Raw genomic sequence first — 17,283 nt, 5'->3', positions numbered from 1 at the left:
TTTCCTTGATTTGAAACCAACAAGCCCGCCCCTACGCGATCTTGAGATTTACCCGCTGGTCACCAGTGCCAGCATTTAGATAGCCCGCGATCGGCTTCCACTGGAATTGCTTGTGCGCCCGAGCGTGCTCCGGAACAGCCTCACGGCAGGCCCGTTGAGCAGGCAGCGCCATTGCCCAAATGAATAAGGAAACTCCCCAGTGAGTGAATTGCATACCCACCAGCTTCTGACCGACGAGTCCGGCACCGAAACCATCGAGCCGGAAGAGACCATCATCTCGGACGAGAAGCCGCACGAGATCGCGGAAAAATCCTTCGCGGACTACAACGTGCGCGCAGACATCGTCGAATCCCTGGCCGACGCCGGGATCACGCACCCCTTCCCCATCCAGGCCATGACCCTGCCCGTGGCCCTGTCCGGCCACGACATCATCGGCCAGGCCAAGACCGGTACCGGCAAGACCCTTGGTTTCGGCATCCCCGCCCTGCAGCGGGTGGTGGGCCAGGACGATCCCGGCTATGACAAGCTCGCGGTCCCCGGTGCGCCGCAGGCCCTGGTGATCGTTCCCACCCGCGAACTCGCAGTGCAGGTGGCCAATGACCTGCAGACCGCGTCCCGCAAGCGCAACGCACGTATTGCCACCATCTACGGCGGCCGCGCCTATGAGCCCCAGGTGGAAGCCCTGAAGCAGGGCGTGGAGGTTGTGGTGGGCACCCCGGGCCGCCTCATCGACCTCTTCAAGCAGAAGCACCTGAGCCTGAAGAACGTCAAGATCGTCATCCTGGACGAAGCGGACGAAATGCTGGACCTTGGCTTCCTGCCCGACGTCGAAACCCTCATTGCCGCAACGCCGGCCGTGCGCCAGACCCTGCTGTTCTCCGCCACCATGCCCGGCCCCGTCATCGCCATGGCCCGCCGCTACATGACGCAGCCCACCCACATCCGCGCCGCGGACCCGGAGGATGAAGGCCTGACCAAGCGCGACATCCGCCAGCTGATCTACCGCGCGCACAGCATGGACAAGATCGAGGTGGTGGCGCGCATCCTCCAGGCCAAGGGCCGCGGACGCACCATCATCTTCACCAAGACCAAGCGCACCGCCGCCAAGGTGGCCGAAGAACTGGTGGACCGCGGGTTCGCGGCTGCCGCCATCCACGGCGACCTGGGCCAGGGCGCCCGCGAGCAGGCGCTCCGGGCCTTCCGCAACAACAAGGTGGACGTCCTCGTAGCCACCGACGTGGCCGCCCGCGGCATCGACGTTGAGGACGTCACCCACGTCATCAACTACCAGTGCGTTGAAGACGAGAAAATCTACCTGCACCGCGTGGGCCGCACCGGCCGCGCCGGCAACAAGGGCACCGCGGTAACCTTCGTGGACTGGGATGACATGCCGCGCTGGGGCCTGATTAACAAGGCTTTGGGCCTGAGTGTGCCGGAACCGGTGGAAACATACTCGTCTTCGCCGCACCTGTACTCGGACCTCGACATCCCCGAGGGCACCAAGGGCCGCCTGCCGCGCGACAAGCGCACCCTGGCCGGGGTGGACGCCGAGGTCCTGGAGGACCTGGGCGAGACCGGCAAGAAAAACAGCCGCAGCGGCGGACGCGATGGCGGACGCACCCGCGAGCGCGACGGCCGGGACCGGGACAACCGTGTCCGTGAAGGCCGCGGCGGAAACCGCGAAGGCGGACGCACCGGCGGCGACACCGGCCGCTCCGGTGAGCGCCGCCGTCGTACCTCCGACGCAGCCGAAAGCCCTGCCGCTGCCGCCGATGCCCCCGCAGCCGAAACGGAACAGCCCTCCCGTACCCGGCGCCCGCGCACGCGGACCCGCCGCCGCAACGGCGAGGTAGTGGCCGGCGAGAAGGCCGCACAGCCCGGCAGCACCGAGGCCTAAACCCCTTCATGACTGACACTGTCTGGGCGCCGGACGGCAGCAGCCTGGTGGTTCACGCGGACAACGCGGAGTTCCTCCCCTCGCTGCCGGACGGCGCCTTCACACTGATTTATGTGGATCCGCCGTTCAACACCGGCCGGCCCCAGCAGCGCCAGCAGACCACCATGGTGGCCAACGCGGACGGCACCGGCGACCGCCTGGGCTTCAAAGGGCGCTCCTATGACACGATCAAGGGCGCGCTGCACCGCTACGACGACGCGTTCAGCGATTACTGGTCTTTCCTTGAGCCGCGGCTCGTTGAGGCGTGGCGCCTGCTGGCGGAGGACGGCACACTGTATCTGCACCTGGACTACCGCGAAGTGCACTATGCCAAGGTGATGCTGGATGCGATTTTTGGCCGCGAGTGCTTTTTGAACGAGATCATCTGGGCCTACGACTATGGTGCCCGGGCCAAAAACCGCTGGCCCACCAAGCACGACAACATCCTGGTCTACGTCAAGAACCCGGCGAAGTACCACTTCGACAGCGCCGAGGTGGACCGGGAACCCTACATGGCGCCCGGCCTGGTCACCCCCGCCAAGCGGGAACTGGGAAAGCTTCCCACTGACGTCTGGTGGCACACCATCGTCTCCCCCACCGGCAAGGAAAAAACCGGCTACCCCACCCAGAAGCCGGAGGGCCTGGTCCGCCGCGTGGTGGCAGCCTCAAGCCGGCCCGGAGACTGGTGCCTGGACTTCTTCGCAGGCTCGGGAACCCTGGGTGCCGTCTCGGCGAAGCTGGGCCGGAAGTTTGTGTGCGTGGACCAGAACCAACCCGCGATCGACATCATGGCCAAGCGCCTGGGTGCCCACGCCGAGTTCACGTCCTTCCCGCCCAAGTAACTGGATAGGGGGCGGGTCAGGGGCGGACGACCGCGGTCCCGGTCCCCAGTTCCTCGATCCGGGCCAGGACCTCCGGGGCGGTGACGTTCTCGCCGAGCAGGTTCGGTTTGCCCGTCCCGTGGTAGTCCGAGGAGCCGGTGATCAGGAGATCGTGCTTGGCGGCGAGCCGGCGGAGGAACCCGCGGCCCTCCTCCGGGTTGTCGCGGTGGTTGATCTCCAGTCCGGCCAGCCCGGCGTCGATCATCTCCTGGTACACACGCTCGCCCACAATCCGGCCGCGGGACGAAGCCACCGGGTGGGCAAACACCGGGACGCCGCCGGCGGCGCGGACCAGTTCGACGGCGGTAGCAGGGTCCGGCGCGTAATGCTGGATGAAGTAACGGGACCGTGACGTGAGGATGGAGGCGAACGCCTCCGAACGGTCCTCCACCACGCCGGCGGCCACCAGGGCGTCGGCGATGTGCGGACGGCCCAGGGTGGCGCCCGGCGCCACGTGGTGGATGACGTCATCCCAGGTGAGCGGGTAGTCCTCGGCGAGAAGGGTGACCATCCGCTCCGCACGGGTCAGCCGCGCATCCTTGGCTTTGGTGATCTCCTCCAGCAGCCCGGCGTGTTCGGGATCATGCAGGTAGCTCAGGAGATGCACACTGATCCCCTGGTCCGTCCGGCAGGACACCTCCATGCCGGGCACCAGGGCAACACCGTGTTCCACGGCAGCAGCTGACGCCTCTGCCCATCCGGCGGTGGAATCGTGGTCGGTCAACGCCACCACGTCCAGTCCGGCACGGGCAGCGGATGCCATCACGTCGGCCGGTTTTTCCGTGCCGTCGGAAACATTGGAGTGGGCATGCAGGTCAATCCTCACCTGTCCAGCCTAGTTGACCCCGGCTCCCCTGTTCATGCAGGTATTCGCACAAGCCTTCATGCTGGTGAGACGATGGTGCCGTGAACGATGCCGATAACACCCCCGATTCTGCTTCCCAGCCCCTGGACGAGCGCGTCAACAACCGCTCCCAGCGGCCCAGTTCCGACGCTTTCAAAGCCTTTATGGCCAGCAACTGGGCGCCGTCCAGCCAGGAACTCCCGGCCCGCGACGCCGTGGCCAGCTACGCCGCGACCCGGCGCAAGGCCATCTCCAGCCAGTTCAAAGGCGAACGCCTGGTCATCCCGGCAGGCCCCTTGAAGGTCCGCTCCAACGACTGCGACTACCGCTTCCGCCCTCACTCCGGCTTCGCGCACCTCACCGGCCTGGGCCTCGACCATGAGCCGGACGCCGTGCTGATCCTGGAGCCGGTTGAGGAAGGAAAGGGCGACGACGGCGCGAACCATCGTGCCACCCTGTACTTCCGGCCCCTGGCCGGGCGCGATACCGAACAGTTCTATGCCGATTCGAGGTCCGGCGAGTTCTGGATCGGGGCACGCCCCACGCTGGCCGAGTTCGAGGCCCGCCTGGGGCTGGCAACGGCGCACATCGACCAGCTCGAAACCGCCATCACCAAGAACGTGGGTGCCCCGGAGATCGGCGGCATCTCCATCCGCCTGGTACGCAAAGTGGACGAGAACATCGACGCCCTGGTGGACACCGCCCGGTACAACACCGCCAAGGACCCGGACAACCTGGACCTCGGCGTCCTCGATGCACTGGACGAAAAGCTCAGCGAAGCCCTCTCCGAACTTCGGCTGCTCAAGGACGAGTGGGAGATCGAGCAGATGCAGCTCGCCGTGGCTGCCACCGTGGAAGGCTTCGAAGAGGTGGTGAAGGCGCTCCCGCGTGCCCTGACGCATGCCCGCGGCGAACGGGTGGTGGAAGGTGCCTTCTTCGCCCGCGCCCGCGAAGTGGGCAATGAACTTGGCTACGACACCATCGCGGCCTCAGGCAACAACGCCACGGTCCTGCACTGGACCCGCAACACCGGCAGGATCAACGCCGGTGAGCTGCTGCTGCTGGACGCCGGGGTGGAAGCGGACTCGCTCTACACCGCCGACATCACCCGGACCCTGCCTGCTACCGGCGTGTTCAGCGATGTCCAGCGCAAGGTTTACGAGGCCGTCCTGGACGCTGCGGATGCCGGATTCGCTGCAGCGCAGCCCGGCACCAAATTCCGCGACATCCACACCGCTGCCACCACCGTCCTGGCTGAACGGCTCGCAGAGTGGGGCCTGCTGCCGGTCAGCGTGGAAGAGGCCATCAGCCCGGAGGGCCAGCAGCACCGCCGCTGGATGCCCCACGGCACCAGCCACCACCTTGGCCTGGACGTCCACGACTGCGCGCAGGCCAAGCGGGAGCTCTACCTGGACGGCATCCTCACCGAAGGCATGGTGTTCACCATCGAACCTGGTCTGTACTTCAAGGAAGAGGATCTCGCGATCCCGGCCGAGTACCGCGGCATCGGCGTGCGGATCGAGGATGACATCCTGATGACCGCAGAGGGCCCGGTCAACCTCAGTGCAGCGTTGCCGCGGAAGGCGGGCGACGTGGAGGACTGGATGGCCGGCATCTACCGCGACGCCGACCCGACACACTAGGAACGGGCACCACCAGGAACAGCAGAAAAACAAAAGCGGGCCGCCGGAGATCATCCGGCGGCCCGCTTTTTCGCTGCGGGAACGGCTACTGCCGCGGATCGCCCGACGGACGCTGCTCATCCACGCGGCGCTGCTCATCCACAGGACGCTGCTCATCAACGGGCCGCTGCTGGTCGTCCGGCTGCCCGCCGTCGGCGGGACCGGCGGCATGCTGGCCATGAAGGCGCTGCCCCCCGGAAGGCTGCACGGCAGCTTGCTGCGGAGCTGCCTGGGCAGCCTCGTCAGGGCCGTTCTGCGGCAGCCGCACGCCATACTGGGGCCTGCCGTCGGGCAGGTCGGGGTAGCGAACCGCCCGCGACGGCGCCGGGGAAGCCGGCTGCGGCTCCCCCTCATGCTGCTGCCCGGCGGGGGCGCCGTACACAGGGGCCTCCTGCGCGGGCGAACCAGGAGCCTGGCCGTAGGGATCCGTCCAGCCGGACGGACGGGCGGGACCCTGGCCTGGCTGCTGGAAGGGCTGGTTGTGGTAGTCCCGCTGCGTGTAGGGGCCGTTGCCGGCGGCAGCATCCGAGCGCGTCATGGGCAGCTGCTGCAGGAGCCGGCGGGCCTCGTGCGCGGCGTCAGGCGAGACGATGACGTCATAGCTGGTGGCCACCACCTGGCTGGTGGACGTGAAGTCGCGCTTTCCACGCTGCATGGCGTAGGTGACGATGCCGAAGAGCATAAAGAACGCCGCGCCCATCAGCACGGACGTCAGGATGGAGAAGTAGCCGGGCGACGGCGCGAAAAAGGAGAGCATCACGCCAACGAACAGGCCGAACCACATGCCGCTCAGCGCACCGGACAGTGCAACCCGGGGATAGCTCAGGCGTCCCGTTACCCGCTCCACCATCTTCAGTTCATTGCCCACGATGGATACCATCTGTACGGGGAACTGCTGGTCGGCGAGATAGTCCACCGCCTTCTGGGCGTCCAGGTAAGAGGTGTAGGAGCCAACCGTGTCGCCGGTGGGAACGGCCCTGGCTTCGTCCATGCCGTTGGGGCCACCTGCCTTGGGAGCACCAAATATGTTTGCCATAGTCCCATTCTTGCCCATCAGTATGTGTGCTGCCTGTAAATTCAGCTAAAAGAGAGCAGACTCGGTAGCCTGTAGGAGTGAGCACAACACCTACCCGCGTCTTCGTTGCGCGCCTGCTGGGACTCGACGTCTTCGACCCCCTGGGCGACCGGCTGGGCCGGCTGCGCGATGTTGTTGTGCTGTCCCGCGGAAGCCAGGGAGCCCCGCACGTGGTGGGCATCGTGGTGGAAGTTCCCGGGAAAAAGCGCGTCTTTGTACCCATGACGCGGATTACCTCCATCGACCAGACGCAGATCATCTGCACCGGCCTGGTCAACCTGCGCCGCTTCGAACAGCGCGGCGCCGAAACGCTGGTGGTGGCCGAGATGTTCGACCGCCGCGTGACGCTCCGGGACGGCAGCGGCGACGCCACCATCGAGGACATCGCCATGGACCAGAGCCGGTCCCGCGACTGGTTCGTCAGCAAGCTTTTTGTCCGGCGCGGCCATTCCCTCTCCCCGCTCAGCCGGCTGCGCCGCAACGAAACCCTGATCATCGACTGGGCCGACGCACTGCAGGGCCCGCGCACCGAGCCGCAGGCTGCCACCCAGTTCGTGGCAAACCACGAGGACCTCAAGCCCGCCGACTTCGCCGAAGCACTGCAGGAAATGAGCGACAAACGGCGTTTCGAAGTAGCGAGTGAGCTCCAGGACGAACGGCTGGCCGACGTCCTGCAGGAGCTTCCAGAGGACGACCAGGTGGAGATCCTCTCCGCGCTGGACGTCCAGCGTGCCGCCGACGTACTGGAGGAGATGGACCCCGACGACGCCGCCGACCTCCTTGGCGAGCTCCCCTCGGCCCAGGCCGAAGAGCTGCTCCAGCTGATGGAGCCCGAGGGCGCAGAGGACGTCCGGCGCCTCCTGGAATATGACGAGGACACCGCCGGCGGCCTGATGACGCCCGTGCCTGTGATCCTGCCGCCCGAAGCCACGGTTGCCGAGGCCCTGGCGCACGTACGGCGCGAGGAACTCTCCCCCGCCCTGGCCTCCTCCATCTTTATCGCCCGGCCGCCGCTGGAGACGCCCACCGGCCGGTTCCTGGGCGTGGTCCACATCCAGCAGCTCCTCCGCTTCCCGCCGTTCGAATCGCTGGGCAACCTGGTGGACAAGAACCTGGAGCCGCTGTCGGACCAGGCCCACATCAGCGAGGTGGCCCGGACCCTGGCCACCTACAACCTGAACTCCCTTCCGGTGGTCAATGACGCCGGCCGGCTTGTGGGGGCGGTGACTGTCGATGACGTTCTGGATCATCTGTTGCCGGATGACTGGCGCGCCCATGACGGCGAAGCCCCGATAAGAAGGCTTGGTGGCCGCATTGGCTGACAACGGCATTCCAAAGAACCCCGGCCAGCGCCCCGCCTCCAAGCCGGGGGCGGCGGGGAGCCTCGACACCCCGCTGAGCGGCCGCCAGCGGATCCTGCCCAAGTTCTCCCCGGACCCGGACGCGTTTGGCCATGCCACTGAAGGCTTTGCCCGGTTTATGGGTACGCCGCAGTTCCTGGTCTATATGACGGTGTTCGTTGTGATCTGGCTTGCCTGGAACACCTGGGCCCCGCTGGAGTGGCAGTTCGACTCACGCGACCTCGGCTTCACCTTGCTGACCCTGATGCTGTCCCTGCAGGCGTCCTACGCGGCGCCGCTGCTGCTGCTCGCACAAAACCGCCAGGACGACCGCGACCGTGTCTCGCTGCAGCAGGACCGCCAGCGCGCTGAACGCAACCTGTCCGATACCGAGTACCTGACGCGGGAGCTGGCGTCGCTGCGCATTGCCTTGCGCGAGGTGGCAACCCGGGACTATGTCCGCGCCGAACTGCGCTCACTGCTGGAAGACATGCTGGAAGCCCAGGAAGAGCTCCGCACCCATGATTCAACCGGCCAGGGCCAGCACGAGTCCCCGCGGGACAAGGTCCGGGAAAAGCTCAAGGAGCAGCGCGACCGGCAGCGGAACCCGCGCACCCAGCAGATTCCCCGGGTCAAACCCGGCCATTCAACCCAGGACCGTTAAGTGAGCACACCTCCCGCCAGCCCCTCCCCTGAGGCGGTCAACGCCGCCCTGGCAACCGTCATCGATCCCGAACTGCGCCGCCCCATCACCGAGCTGGGCATGGTGGAGTCAGTGGAGATGTCCGACGACGGCCGGGTCACCCTCGCGGTCCTGCTCACCATCGCCGGCTGCCCGCTGCGGGACACCATCACCGCGGACGCCACCAAGGCGCTGCTGGCAGTCCCCGGAGTGACCGCCGTCGACGTTGTCCTGAAGGTGATGACCCAGAAACAGCGCGACGCCCTCAAAGAGCTGCTCCGCGGCGCCGGAGGCCAGCGGGGTATCCCGTTCAACGAGCCGGACTCGCTGACAAAGGTCTACGCTGTGGCCAGCGGCAAGGGCGGCGTGGGAAAGTCCTCCGTAACCGTCAACCTGGCCTGCGCGTTGGCGGCGCAGGGTCTGCGGGTGGGAATCGTTGACGCAGACGTCTACGGTTTCTCGGTTCCGGCGCTGATGGGGATCACCCAGGCCCCCACCCGGGTGGACGACATGATCCTTCCGCCCGTGGCCTACGGCGTGAAGGTCATCTCCATCGGGATGTTCGTCAGCGGCAACCAGCCGGTGGCCTGGCGCGGGCCCATGCTGCACCGCGCCCTGGAGCAGTTCCTGACCGATGTGTACTTCGGCGACCTGGATGCCCTGTTCCTGGACCTGCCGCCCGGCACCGGCGACATCGCCATCTCCGTGGCCCAATTGCTGCCCAAGGCCGAGATCCTGGTGGTCACCACGCCGCAGGCAGCCGCGGCGGACGTCGCCGAGCGCGCAGGAGCCATCGCCACCCAGACGGGTCAGAAGGTCGCGGGCGTCATCGAGAACATGTCGTACCTGGAAATGCCCGACGGCGGCCGGATGGAGTTGTTCGGAAGCGGCGGCGGGACGGTGCTGGCGGAGAGGCTGACGGCGACCGTGGGCGAGGACGTTCCGCTGCTCGGGCAGATTCCGCTCGATATCAAGCTGCGGGAGGGCGGCGATACCGGGCTGCCGATTGTCCTGGGCCAGGCGGGTACACCCGCTGCCGAGGCGCTCTCAGGGATTGCCGGCCGGCTCGCCAGCAGGCCGCGGGGCCTGGCGGGAATGAAGCTGGGGCTGCAGCCGCGCTGACCCTGCCGGGTCTGCAGCTTGGAGGCCTACGTGGCTTCCGTGTCGTAAGGGGCGGCCTCGCCCGGCGGGAGTGACTGAACAACCCGCGCGGGCCGCTGCGGGGCAGCCGTTTCCGCCGCGGCGACGGCAGCGGCGCCGGAGACAGCAGCCACGGCTGCAGGCGCACCGGCGCTGACGGGCTTGGTGTCGTCGTCGAGCAGCGCTTCCTTGATGATGCGCCGGGGATCGTATTGGCGGGGATCGTACTTCTTCCAGTCGACATCATCGATGTCGATCCCCACTTCTTCCTTGATCTGTTCGCGCGCACCGGAGGCCATCCGGCGGACTTCCTTGACCAGGTTGGCCAGTTTCTGCGTGTATTCGGGCAGCCGCTGGGGGCCGATCACGAGGACGCCAATGATCAGCAGAAGAAAGAACTCCGGGCCGTTGATTCCAAACACTTTAGGAAGATTACCCTCTCCGGGCTGCCAGTGACGATTCCCGTCCGCGGGGGGTGGAAACTGCCGGCACTACTGGATAAAAAGGGCCACGATCTTGTTCAGTCCGCGCTGCAGCCGGGTGGCCACTGGCTCCCCGCCATGCGCCGGCGGCTCCTCCGCGGCTTCGGCGGAAACCCCTTCCGCAGCGTGCTCGCTGAGGCGCTCGAGAATGGGCATGGCATCATCCGCCTGGTCCGCCGGCAGGTTGGACTCGTAGGTGAAAGTCCGGCCCGGCGTGCGGTAGGTGGCCGACCAGGGCGAGGCCGCGAGGACCTGCAGCCGTTCTCCGCCTTCATCAGCTTCGAGGTCCGCTTCCGGCCCGGCAGTATGGCGTTCTGTGACGGTGGCGTAATACGTCCCGTCGGACAGCTTCAGCTCGACGGCGGGCCCGCCGTCGAGCACTATGGCCTTGGCAGACTCCACGTGGAACCCCATTGCCTCAAGTTCCGGGCATACCCAGCCATCGGACCGCAGCGCGGACAGCCGCTCGGCGTTCAGTGTCCTGCCGTCGGCCGGTGTCTGCGAGGAAACATGGGCAAGGCTGGCAGCCGCTGCGGAAGCGTCCGCCTGGGCAGGGTCGCCGGCCACGGCAAACGCACCGGCGGCGAGGACACCGGCCGCTGCAACGGTGCCGCCGGCGGACATCGCCAGGATGCGGACCGCTGCCCGGGGCGCCTGCCGGTGGGGTTCGGGAAGCGGCGGACGGGCCGCAAGATCCTGGGTCCTGGCCAGCAGGCGGGCGGTCAGGTCATCGCTGGCCGGCGGGATGGGGGCTTCCCGCAGCCGCTCGAGGTACTGGCGCTCCCGGCGCAGGGCGGAGGCGCAGTCGCGGCATGACGCAAGATGGCTGGCCGTGCGCTGATGCCCGCGGCCGAGCGGAAACTGGGGCCTCATGCGCCGTTCAGAGGATCCCGGCGATGCGCGGCAGCGACAGCTTGGGCCGGGACTGCTGCGGACGCGGGTCGCGGTGGGCCAGTTTTTCGCGGAGCATCGTGCGGCCGCGGTGGATCCGCGAGCGGACCGTACCGAGCTTGACGCCCAGCGCCTCGGCCACTTCGTCGTAGGACAATCCTTCAAGGTCGCACAGGACCACGGCGGCACGGAAGTCCGGCGGCAGTTCTTCGAGGGCCGCCTGGACGTCAAGGTCGAGGTTGTTCAGTTCAAAGCTCTGTTCCGGGCCGGGTTCGCGCCCGGGGATCCTCGACTCGGCATCCTCGGCGAGGGCATCAAAGCGGATACGGGTTTTCCGGCGCGCCTGGTCCAGGAAGAGGTTGGTGGTGATGCGGTGCAGCCAGCCGTCCAGTGTTCCGGGCTTGAAGTTTTCCAGCGACCGGAAGACGCGGACGAACACCTCCTGGGTGAGGTCTTCGGCGTCGAATTTGTTGCCGGTCAGGCGGTAGGCCAGCCGGTACACTTTCGCGGAGTGGTTGGTCACCACTTCTTCCCAAGTGGGACGGACCCACTCGGCCTCGGCATTATGTACTGCAGGGACAGGTGCCACAACTGGTGATGACATCGTCCACTCCCCTCGTGAAATGCTAACGCCCGGATACTGTTGACATCTCTGATTCGGCGCCGACCACCCTATGGATGAGCGGATAATAATCATTTCAAACTTGGCTGGGAATTTCCTGACTGCCGGAGAACTTCAGCCGTAGGCGCAACAGCCCGCCTTCCCGGTTGCCAGCACCGGACACAGTAGGCTGTAGAGGATACTCCCCCCTGCCGCCCAGAAAGCGAATATCCATGAGCGCCGACAAGTCCATCAGCTGGTCCTATGCAGAAGATCTGCCCGCTGAGGATGAGGTCATGCTTCGGGCCCGGGAGCGCTCCTTCGAACTCGGTGTGACTCCCATCGGGCCCGGCGTGGGAGCCGTCCTCACCGTACTGGCAGCGGCTTCCAAAGCCCAGACTGCCGTCGAGATCGGAACCGGAGCCGGGGTGTCCGGCGTCTGCCTGCTGCGGGGCCTCGGTCCGCAGGCTGTCCTCACCACCATCGATGTGGACGTTGAACACCTCAAGGCCGCCCGCGAAGCTTTCTCGGAGGCAGGCAGCCCGGCCAACCGGACGCGCACCATCTCCGGCCGTGCCGGCGACGTCCTGCCGCGGCTCACGGACGGCGCCTACGACCTTGTTTTTATTGATGCAGACAAGCCCGGACTTCCCGGCTACGTGGAGCAGGCCATCCGGCTCCTGAAGCCCGCAGGGCTGCTGGTCATCAACGACGCACTGGACAAGGACAAGGTAGCCAACCCTGCCGGGCGCGAGGCCACCACGGTGGTCCTGCGCCAGGTGGGTAAGAGCATCCGCGACGACGAGCGGCTGGCTTCAGCCATGCTTCCCACCGGCGACGGCCTGCTGGTAGCGGTCAAAAAATAAGACAGGATCCGCAGCCTTTTCGAGGCTGCGGATCCTGTTCCGCACGATTATTCGGTGACGCCGACCAGGCATTCCCGAAGGTTGGCCGCTTCGGCAGCATTCAGTTCGACCACCAGACGCCCGCCGCCTTCGAGCGGGACGCGCATGATCAGGCTGCGGCCCTCCTTGGTGACTTCCATTGGGCCGTCGCCGGTGCGTGGTTTCATAGCCGCCATGAGGAATTCCCCTCCATTTAGTCCCAGGACTGATCAGCCCGGGCGGGCTGTGTCCGCATGTAGATCAAGCCGCCATGACGGAGTGGATGGACACCGCCAGGGCCGCGCGTATTCTGAATGCTTATTGTCCTTGCTTACCTACCATTATCGCGGAATTACCCGCGCGTAGCTAATCGATGGACATTTCCGGCGGGGCACAATTTGCACTCTGACCTGCAATGAAGTCCAAAATTCCTAGGGCGGATAATCGCCACCGCCCGGCAATTGCGCCCAGGCCCACAGCCAGACGATCCAGACGATCTGCAGGAGCAGGAACATCACCACCACCGTGCCCCGGTAAGCCTTGGACCGGGACAGCAGCGCGGCCCCGAGCGCCAGCGGGAAAAGCGGCAGCAGCATCCGGAACGTACTGGTCTGCGGGTGGAGGAACATGACCAGGTACCCCATGTAGCAGGCGCACCACAGGCGAAGTTCGACGCCGAGACGGACCACCGCCGGCAGGTACAGCATCGCCGCGAAGAGTGCCACAAAAACGAACGGCGCCAGCATGCCCAGCACCGGGCCGAAGAGGTCCGCGCCCGTATCGAACCAGGGCTTGAAGGGCACCAGGTCCTCGCCCCGCCAGACGGTTTCGGTCTTGGTGTAGGCCTCGATATCCCCCGTGGCCGCCCATGCGGCGGCAGGCCAAGCCAGCGCGGAAGCGCCAGCCACTGCCGTCAGCGTGGTGAGTGCCATGAGGTCCGGCGTCGAATGTGGTTCCGGCCCACTCCGGCGCAGGCGCTGCACCAGGCGGAAAATCAGGAGGAAACCGAGCGTCGCGGCGAAGGGAACGCCCACCGGCCGCGAAAGGCACAGCAGCACCACCAGCGGCATGGCCCACAAGTACTGCCGGCGGATCACCAGCAGCAGCGCCGCCCCGAGCAGCAGCAATGACAGCGGCTCGCCATAAGGCACCTGGAGCACCGCGGACACGGGGAACGTGGCGAAGAACGCCACGCCCCACAGCGCGGTTCCGTGGGCAGCCTTCTCCCGGAACAACGTGTACACCACCAGGGCGGCGGCCAGGCCGGACAACATTGCGATGATGGTCAACGACGCGGCGGGAGTCCACCCGGTGAGGCCGCTCAGGCCGCCTGCAAGGGAAGGAAACAAGGGATAAAACGCCCAGGTATTCTCCTGCACGTTGCCTGCAGCATCCACCGGCAGGGTGCTGGGATAGCCGCCCTGGATCACCCTGGCATACCACCGGGCATCCCAGATGTTGATGAAGTTCCAGTAGTCAGGCTTTGGGGGAAACCAGGGGTTGGGTCCCTGGTGCAGAGCCGCGGCCATAAAGATGCCGGCGCTGACCAGCCTCGCCAGGACATAGATGGCAGACACCTGCAGCCACCATGGCCAGGCCCGGACAGCCGCGCTGAGGCGCAGCGCCACTGCCTGGACGGAGGCCGCGACGCCTGTTCCCCGCCGGGTGGCAGTACTCAAGCCTGCCCCTCCACCGGTACCGGTTTCTCCGCGCGCTGCTCACCCGCGCTGTATTCATCCGTACTGTTCTCAGCTGTTTCCGGCTCAGGTGTTCCGGGCGCATGGGCTTCCGGACCGGCTTCCCGATGCAGCGCTTCCTGCGCTCCGGGCTCGAGCGCGCGCTGTTCCAGGGCCGCCAGCCGGACCTTCAGCGCCTCCACTTCATGCCGGCTCGCGGCCAGCTGGTCGCGCAGCTCGTCAAGTACCTGGTCCACCTGGTCCATCCGGTAACCCCGCAGGCCCAGCGCAAAGCGGACGCTGTCCACGTCCTGCGGTGCAGCGTTGGCGGGCAGCAGGACCGGCGGCAGGTTCGCCGGCGGTTCCTCCACGCCGGCATCCAGCAGGGCCGGCAAGGGACGGCCGCTCCCCTTTCCGGTACGGGCCCCCACACTTGCCCACAGGACGGCGCCGATCAGCAGCACGGCAAGGAAGACCAGAAAAAAACTCACTATCCCATCGTGCCAGACGCGGCGCCCGTGGCTACTCCGGGCGCTGCTCGCCGTTCAGTGAAGGGGTAATGCCTACGCCCAGCACCCGGTTCACTGCTTCGGCCGGGTCATCCACCACCTGGATCAGGTCCAGGTCCTTGGCGGAAACCATGCCCTCGGCCACCAGCGTCCCCTTGATCCAGTCGATCATGGGACTCCAGAAGTCCACACCGAGCAGCACAATGGGGAACGAGGTCACTTTGCGGGTCTGCACCAGGACCATGGCTTCAAAAAGCTCGTCAAGGGTGCCAAGGCCGCCCGGCAGGACGATGAATCCCTGGGCGTACTTCACGAACATGGTCTTGCGAGCGAAGAAATACCTGAAGTTGATGCCCAGGTCCACCCACTGGTTCAAGCCTTGCTCAAACGGCAGTTCGATGCCCAGCCCTACGGACACGCCGTTGCCTTCAACGGTGCCGCGGTTGGCCGCTTCCATGGAACCGGGTCCGCCTCCGGTGATGACAGCAACCCCCGCTTCGGCCAGTTTCCGGCCCACCTCGACGCCCATCTCGTAATATTGGCTGCCCGGTTTTGTCCGTGCGGAACCGAAGACACTCACGGCCGGGCCCAGGTCCGCAAGCGCCCCGAAGCCCTCCACGAACTCGCTTTGGATCCTCATGACCCGCCACGGATCCGTGTGGACAAACTGGCCAGGCCCTTTGGTATCAAGCAGATGCTGGTCAGACATTTCCACGGCCGCCTGTTTACGGCGAAGCTCAAGGGGCCCCTTACGGCGCGGCTGGGTGTTTTTGGCCGGATCTGCACTGATGCTCATTCCCCTAGGCTAACCTGCCGGTGCGAGGTATCTCTTGAATCACGATCCGCAGGAACCTGGGGTGATTCCCGTCATAACCTGGCGTTGTTCGCTAGATTCTTCCTATGACTACTCATGTGCCCGGCGATGCCCTCGTCTCCCTGGACGCCGTAAACAAGCACTACGGCCAGCTGCACGTTTTGAAGGACATCAATCTTCAGGTCCGAAAGGGCGAGGTTGTTGTGGTCATCGGACCCTCGGGTTCCGGTAAGTCCACCCTGTGCCGCGCCATCAACCGTCTTGAAACCATTGAAGGCGGCACCATCAGCATCGACGGAAAGGTTCTTCCCGAGGAAGGCAAGGAACTCGCCCAGCTCCGTGCCGACGTCGGAATGGTCTTCCAGTCGTTCAATCTCTTCGCACACAAAACCATCCTCGAAAACGTCACCCTGGGCCCCATCAAGGTCAAGGGCGTCGCGAAGGCAACAGCGGACAAGGACGCCATGGCGCTGCTCGAACGCGTAGGCGTCGGACACCAGGCTCCGAAGCTGCCCGCCCAGCTCTCGGGTGGCCAGCAGCAGCGCGTTGCCATCGCCCGGGCCCTGGCGATGAAGCCCAAGGTCATGCTGTTCGACGAACCCACCTCGGCGCTGGACCCCGAAATGATCAACGAGGTCCTGGACGTGATGGTCCAGCTCGCCAAGGAGGGCATGACCATGATCGTGGTCACGCACGAGATGGGCTTCGCCCGGAAGGCTGCGGACCGCGTGGTCTTTATGGCAGACGGCCAGATCGTGGAGGACGCCACGCCCGAAGAGTTCTTCACCAATCCCAAGAGCGACCGTGCCAAGGATTTCCTCTCCAAGCTCCTCACCCACTGAAGCACCTCCGAACAAACACTCCCAGTTCGCACCCAGGCCGTGACCCACGGCCACCAATGAAAGGAATGTCATGAAGGCATTTTTGACCAGGCGGAAGTCATTCTTCGTGGCGGCTACCGCTGCCCTCGCGTTGTCCCTGAGCGCGTGCGGCGGTGGCGGCACCGGTACCACCAGCGACCCCACCGTGGCTGAAAAGCCCACCTTCGCGGCCGGCACCACAATGGAAAAGCTCGCCTCCGCGGGCACCATCAAGATCGGCACCAAGTACGACCAGCCACTCTTCGGCCAGGTTGGCCTGGACGGAAAGCCTGTCGGCTTCGACGTTGAAATCGGCAAGCTGATCGCCGCCAAGCTGGGCATCTCGGCGGACAAGATCGAATGGTCCGAGACCGTATCCGCCAACCGCGAACCGTTCATCGAGCAGGGCAAGGTTGACCTGGTCATCGCCACGTACACCATCAACGACAAGCGCAAGCAGGTTGTCAGCTTCGCCGGACCGTACTACGAGGCCGGCCAGGCACTGATGGTGAACAAGGACAACGACTCCATCAAGAAGCCCGAGGACGTCAAGGGCAAGAAGGTCTGCTCCGTCACGGGTTCCACCCCGGCTGCAACCATCGTGGACAAGTACGGCGCGGAGCTCGTTCCCGCCGCCACTTACTCCGCCTGCCTGGAACCGCTGCGCAACAAGCAGGTTGAAGCCGTCACCACGGACAACGTGATCCTCGCCGGCTTCGTGGACAAGGAACCGGACGCCTTCAAGCTCGCCTCGGAGGAGACCTTCACCAAGGAGCCCTACGGCATCGGCCTGAAGAAGGACGACACCGAGTTCCGCAACTGGATCAACGACCAGCTGGAGGCATTCGAGAAGGACGGCTCCTACAAGAAGGCATGGGAAGCGACCGCGGGTTCAGTCATCAAGACTGCCCCTGAGCTGCCCGAGATTAACCGTTACTAAGTAGCGACTGTGGTTGCCGGGGTGGCTTCGATGCCCCGGCAACCAC

At 65.8% G+C, this 17,283-nt stretch carries 18 protein-coding genes; 9 read left to right on the top strand and 9 right to left on the bottom strand.

Annotated features, from left to right (window positions below; translation table 11 throughout):
- Positions 1 to 199 precede the first annotated feature (199 nt).
- Together AC3A4Z_RS05440 and AC3A4Z_RS05435 are read left to right on the top strand one after the other, a co-directional pair.
- Complete coding sequence (locus tag AC3A4Z_RS05440; protein ID WP_498710593.1) at positions 200 to 1,897, top strand: DEAD/DEAH box helicase; 1,698 nt, start codon at positions 200 to 202, stop codon at positions 1,895 to 1,897.
- A gap of 8 nt (positions 1,898 to 1,905) precedes the next feature.
- Positions 1,906 to 2,778 carry a DNA methyltransferase gene (locus tag AC3A4Z_RS05435; RefSeq protein ID WP_493969958.1) on the top strand — a complete coding sequence of 291 codons (873 nt, stop codon included), beginning with the start codon at positions 1,906 to 1,908 and terminating at the stop codon, positions 2,776 to 2,778.
- A gap of 16 nt (positions 2,779 to 2,794) precedes the next feature.
- Here the strand turns inward: AC3A4Z_RS05435 and AC3A4Z_RS05430 are convergent, their stop codons facing one another.
- Positions 2,795 to 3,643, bottom strand: coding sequence for a PHP domain-containing protein (locus AC3A4Z_RS05430; RefSeq protein ID WP_498710592.1), 849 nt, complete (start codon positions 3,641 to 3,643; stop codon positions 2,795 to 2,797).
- A gap of 80 nt (positions 3,644 to 3,723) precedes the next feature.
- Between AC3A4Z_RS05430 and AC3A4Z_RS05425 the strand changes: the two genes are divergently transcribed.
- Positions 3,724 to 5,304, top strand: coding sequence for an aminopeptidase P family protein (locus AC3A4Z_RS05425; RefSeq protein ID WP_498710590.1), 1,581 nt, complete (start codon positions 3,724 to 3,726; stop codon positions 5,302 to 5,304).
- Positions 5,305 to 5,389: 85 nt separating this feature from the next.
- On the opposite strand, the gene AC3A4Z_RS05420 is transcribed toward AC3A4Z_RS05425, so the two are convergent.
- Complete coding sequence (locus AC3A4Z_RS05420; protein WP_498710588.1) at positions 5,390 to 6,379, bottom strand: YflT domain-containing protein; 990 nt, start codon at positions 6,377 to 6,379, stop codon at positions 5,390 to 5,392.
- A 77-nt stretch (positions 6,380 to 6,456) separates the two neighbouring features.
- On the opposite strand from AC3A4Z_RS05420, the gene AC3A4Z_RS05415 reads away from it, so the two are divergent.
- The 3 genes from AC3A4Z_RS05415 to AC3A4Z_RS05405 are packed head-to-tail and all read left to right on the top strand — an operon-like array spanning position 6,457 to position 9,562.
- Positions 6,457 to 7,740: a magnesium transporter MgtE N-terminal domain-containing protein gene (locus AC3A4Z_RS05415; RefSeq protein WP_498710586.1), complete on the top strand. Its 1,284-nt coding sequence runs from the start codon at positions 6,457 to 6,459 to the stop codon at positions 7,738 to 7,740.
- Positions 7,724 to 8,422, top strand: coding sequence for a DUF1003 domain-containing protein (locus tag AC3A4Z_RS05410; RefSeq protein WP_498710584.1), 699 nt, complete (start codon positions 7,724 to 7,726; stop codon positions 8,420 to 8,422). Before AC3A4Z_RS05415 ends, AC3A4Z_RS05410 begins: the two co-directional genes overlap by 17 nt.
- Positions 8,423 to 9,562 (top strand): Mrp/NBP35 family ATP-binding protein, encoded by a 1,140-nt coding sequence (locus AC3A4Z_RS05405; RefSeq protein ID WP_498710583.1) that lies wholly within the window; start codon positions 8,423 to 8,425, stop codon positions 9,560 to 9,562. It begins immediately after the preceding gene.
- 26 nt (positions 9,563 to 9,588) lie between these two features.
- On the opposite strand, the gene AC3A4Z_RS05400 is transcribed toward AC3A4Z_RS05405, so the two are convergent.
- From AC3A4Z_RS05400 to sigE, 3 genes are all read right to left on the bottom strand, one after another.
- On the bottom strand, positions 9,589 to 10,002 hold the full coding sequence (locus AC3A4Z_RS05400) for a twin-arginine translocase TatA/TatE family subunit (protein ID WP_493969952.1): 414 nt from the start codon (positions 10,000 to 10,002) through the stop codon (positions 9,589 to 9,591).
- Positions 10,003 to 10,071: 69 nt separating this feature from the next.
- Positions 10,072 to 10,935, bottom strand: a complete 864-nt coding sequence (locus tag AC3A4Z_RS05395; RefSeq protein WP_498710581.1) for an anti-sigma factor — start codon at positions 10,933 to 10,935, stop codon at positions 10,072 to 10,074.
- Between the two features lie 7 nt (positions 10,936 to 10,942).
- The gene (gene sigE, locus AC3A4Z_RS05390; RefSeq protein WP_498710579.1) at positions 10,943 to 11,557 is read right to left on the bottom strand and encodes an RNA polymerase sigma factor SigE; all 615 of its coding nucleotides are present in this window, start codon (positions 11,555 to 11,557) and stop codon (positions 10,943 to 10,945) included.
- Positions 11,558 to 11,787: 230 nt separating this feature from the next.
- Between sigE and AC3A4Z_RS05385 the strand changes: the two genes are divergently transcribed.
- On the top strand, positions 11,788 to 12,420 hold the full coding sequence (locus AC3A4Z_RS05385) for a class I SAM-dependent methyltransferase (protein WP_493959257.1): 633 nt from the start codon (positions 11,788 to 11,790) through the stop codon (positions 12,418 to 12,420).
- 47 nt (positions 12,421 to 12,467) lie between these two features.
- Here the strand turns inward: AC3A4Z_RS05385 and AC3A4Z_RS05380 are convergent, their stop codons facing one another.
- The 4 genes from AC3A4Z_RS05380 to AC3A4Z_RS05365 all read right to left on the bottom strand — a co-directional run bounded on the left by AC3A4Z_RS05380 (position 12,468) and on the right by AC3A4Z_RS05365 (position 15,419).
- A complete protein-coding gene (locus AC3A4Z_RS05380; RefSeq protein WP_083435355.1) occupies positions 12,468 to 12,635 on the bottom strand; it encodes a DUF3117 domain-containing protein in 168 nt (55 codons plus the stop codon).
- A gap of 234 nt (positions 12,636 to 12,869) precedes the next feature.
- The gene (locus AC3A4Z_RS05375; RefSeq protein WP_498710578.1) at positions 12,870 to 14,117 is read right to left on the bottom strand and encodes a putative hexosyltransferase; all 1,248 of its coding nucleotides are present in this window, start codon (positions 14,115 to 14,117) and stop codon (positions 12,870 to 12,872) included.
- Positions 14,114 to 14,605, bottom strand: coding sequence for a DivIVA domain-containing protein (locus AC3A4Z_RS05370; RefSeq protein WP_498710576.1), 492 nt, complete (start codon positions 14,603 to 14,605; stop codon positions 14,114 to 14,116). Before AC3A4Z_RS05370 ends, AC3A4Z_RS05375 begins: the two co-directional genes overlap by 4 nt.
- Positions 14,606 to 14,636: 31 nt before the next feature.
- Positions 14,637 to 15,419, bottom strand: a complete 783-nt coding sequence (locus AC3A4Z_RS05365; RefSeq protein WP_498710575.1) for an LOG family protein — start codon at positions 15,417 to 15,419, stop codon at positions 14,637 to 14,639.
- 104 nt (positions 15,420 to 15,523) lie between these two features.
- Here AC3A4Z_RS05365 and AC3A4Z_RS05360 point away from each other — a divergent pair, with 104 nt between their 5' ends.
- On the top strand, positions 15,524 to 16,279 hold the full coding sequence (locus tag AC3A4Z_RS05360; protein ID WP_498710574.1) for an amino acid ABC transporter ATP-binding protein: 756 nt from the start codon (positions 15,524 to 15,526) through the stop codon (positions 16,277 to 16,279).
- Between the two features lie 70 nt (positions 16,280 to 16,349).
- Positions 16,350 to 17,237, top strand: a complete 888-nt coding sequence (locus AC3A4Z_RS05355; protein ID WP_498710572.1) for a glutamate ABC transporter substrate-binding protein — start codon at positions 16,350 to 16,352, stop codon at positions 17,235 to 17,237.
- Positions 17,238 to 17,283: the final 46 nt, after the last annotated feature.

The organism is Arthrobacter sp. Soil_C_49 (genome assembly GCF_057656635.1).
This window is presented reverse-complemented; position numbering and strand designations above follow the sequence as displayed.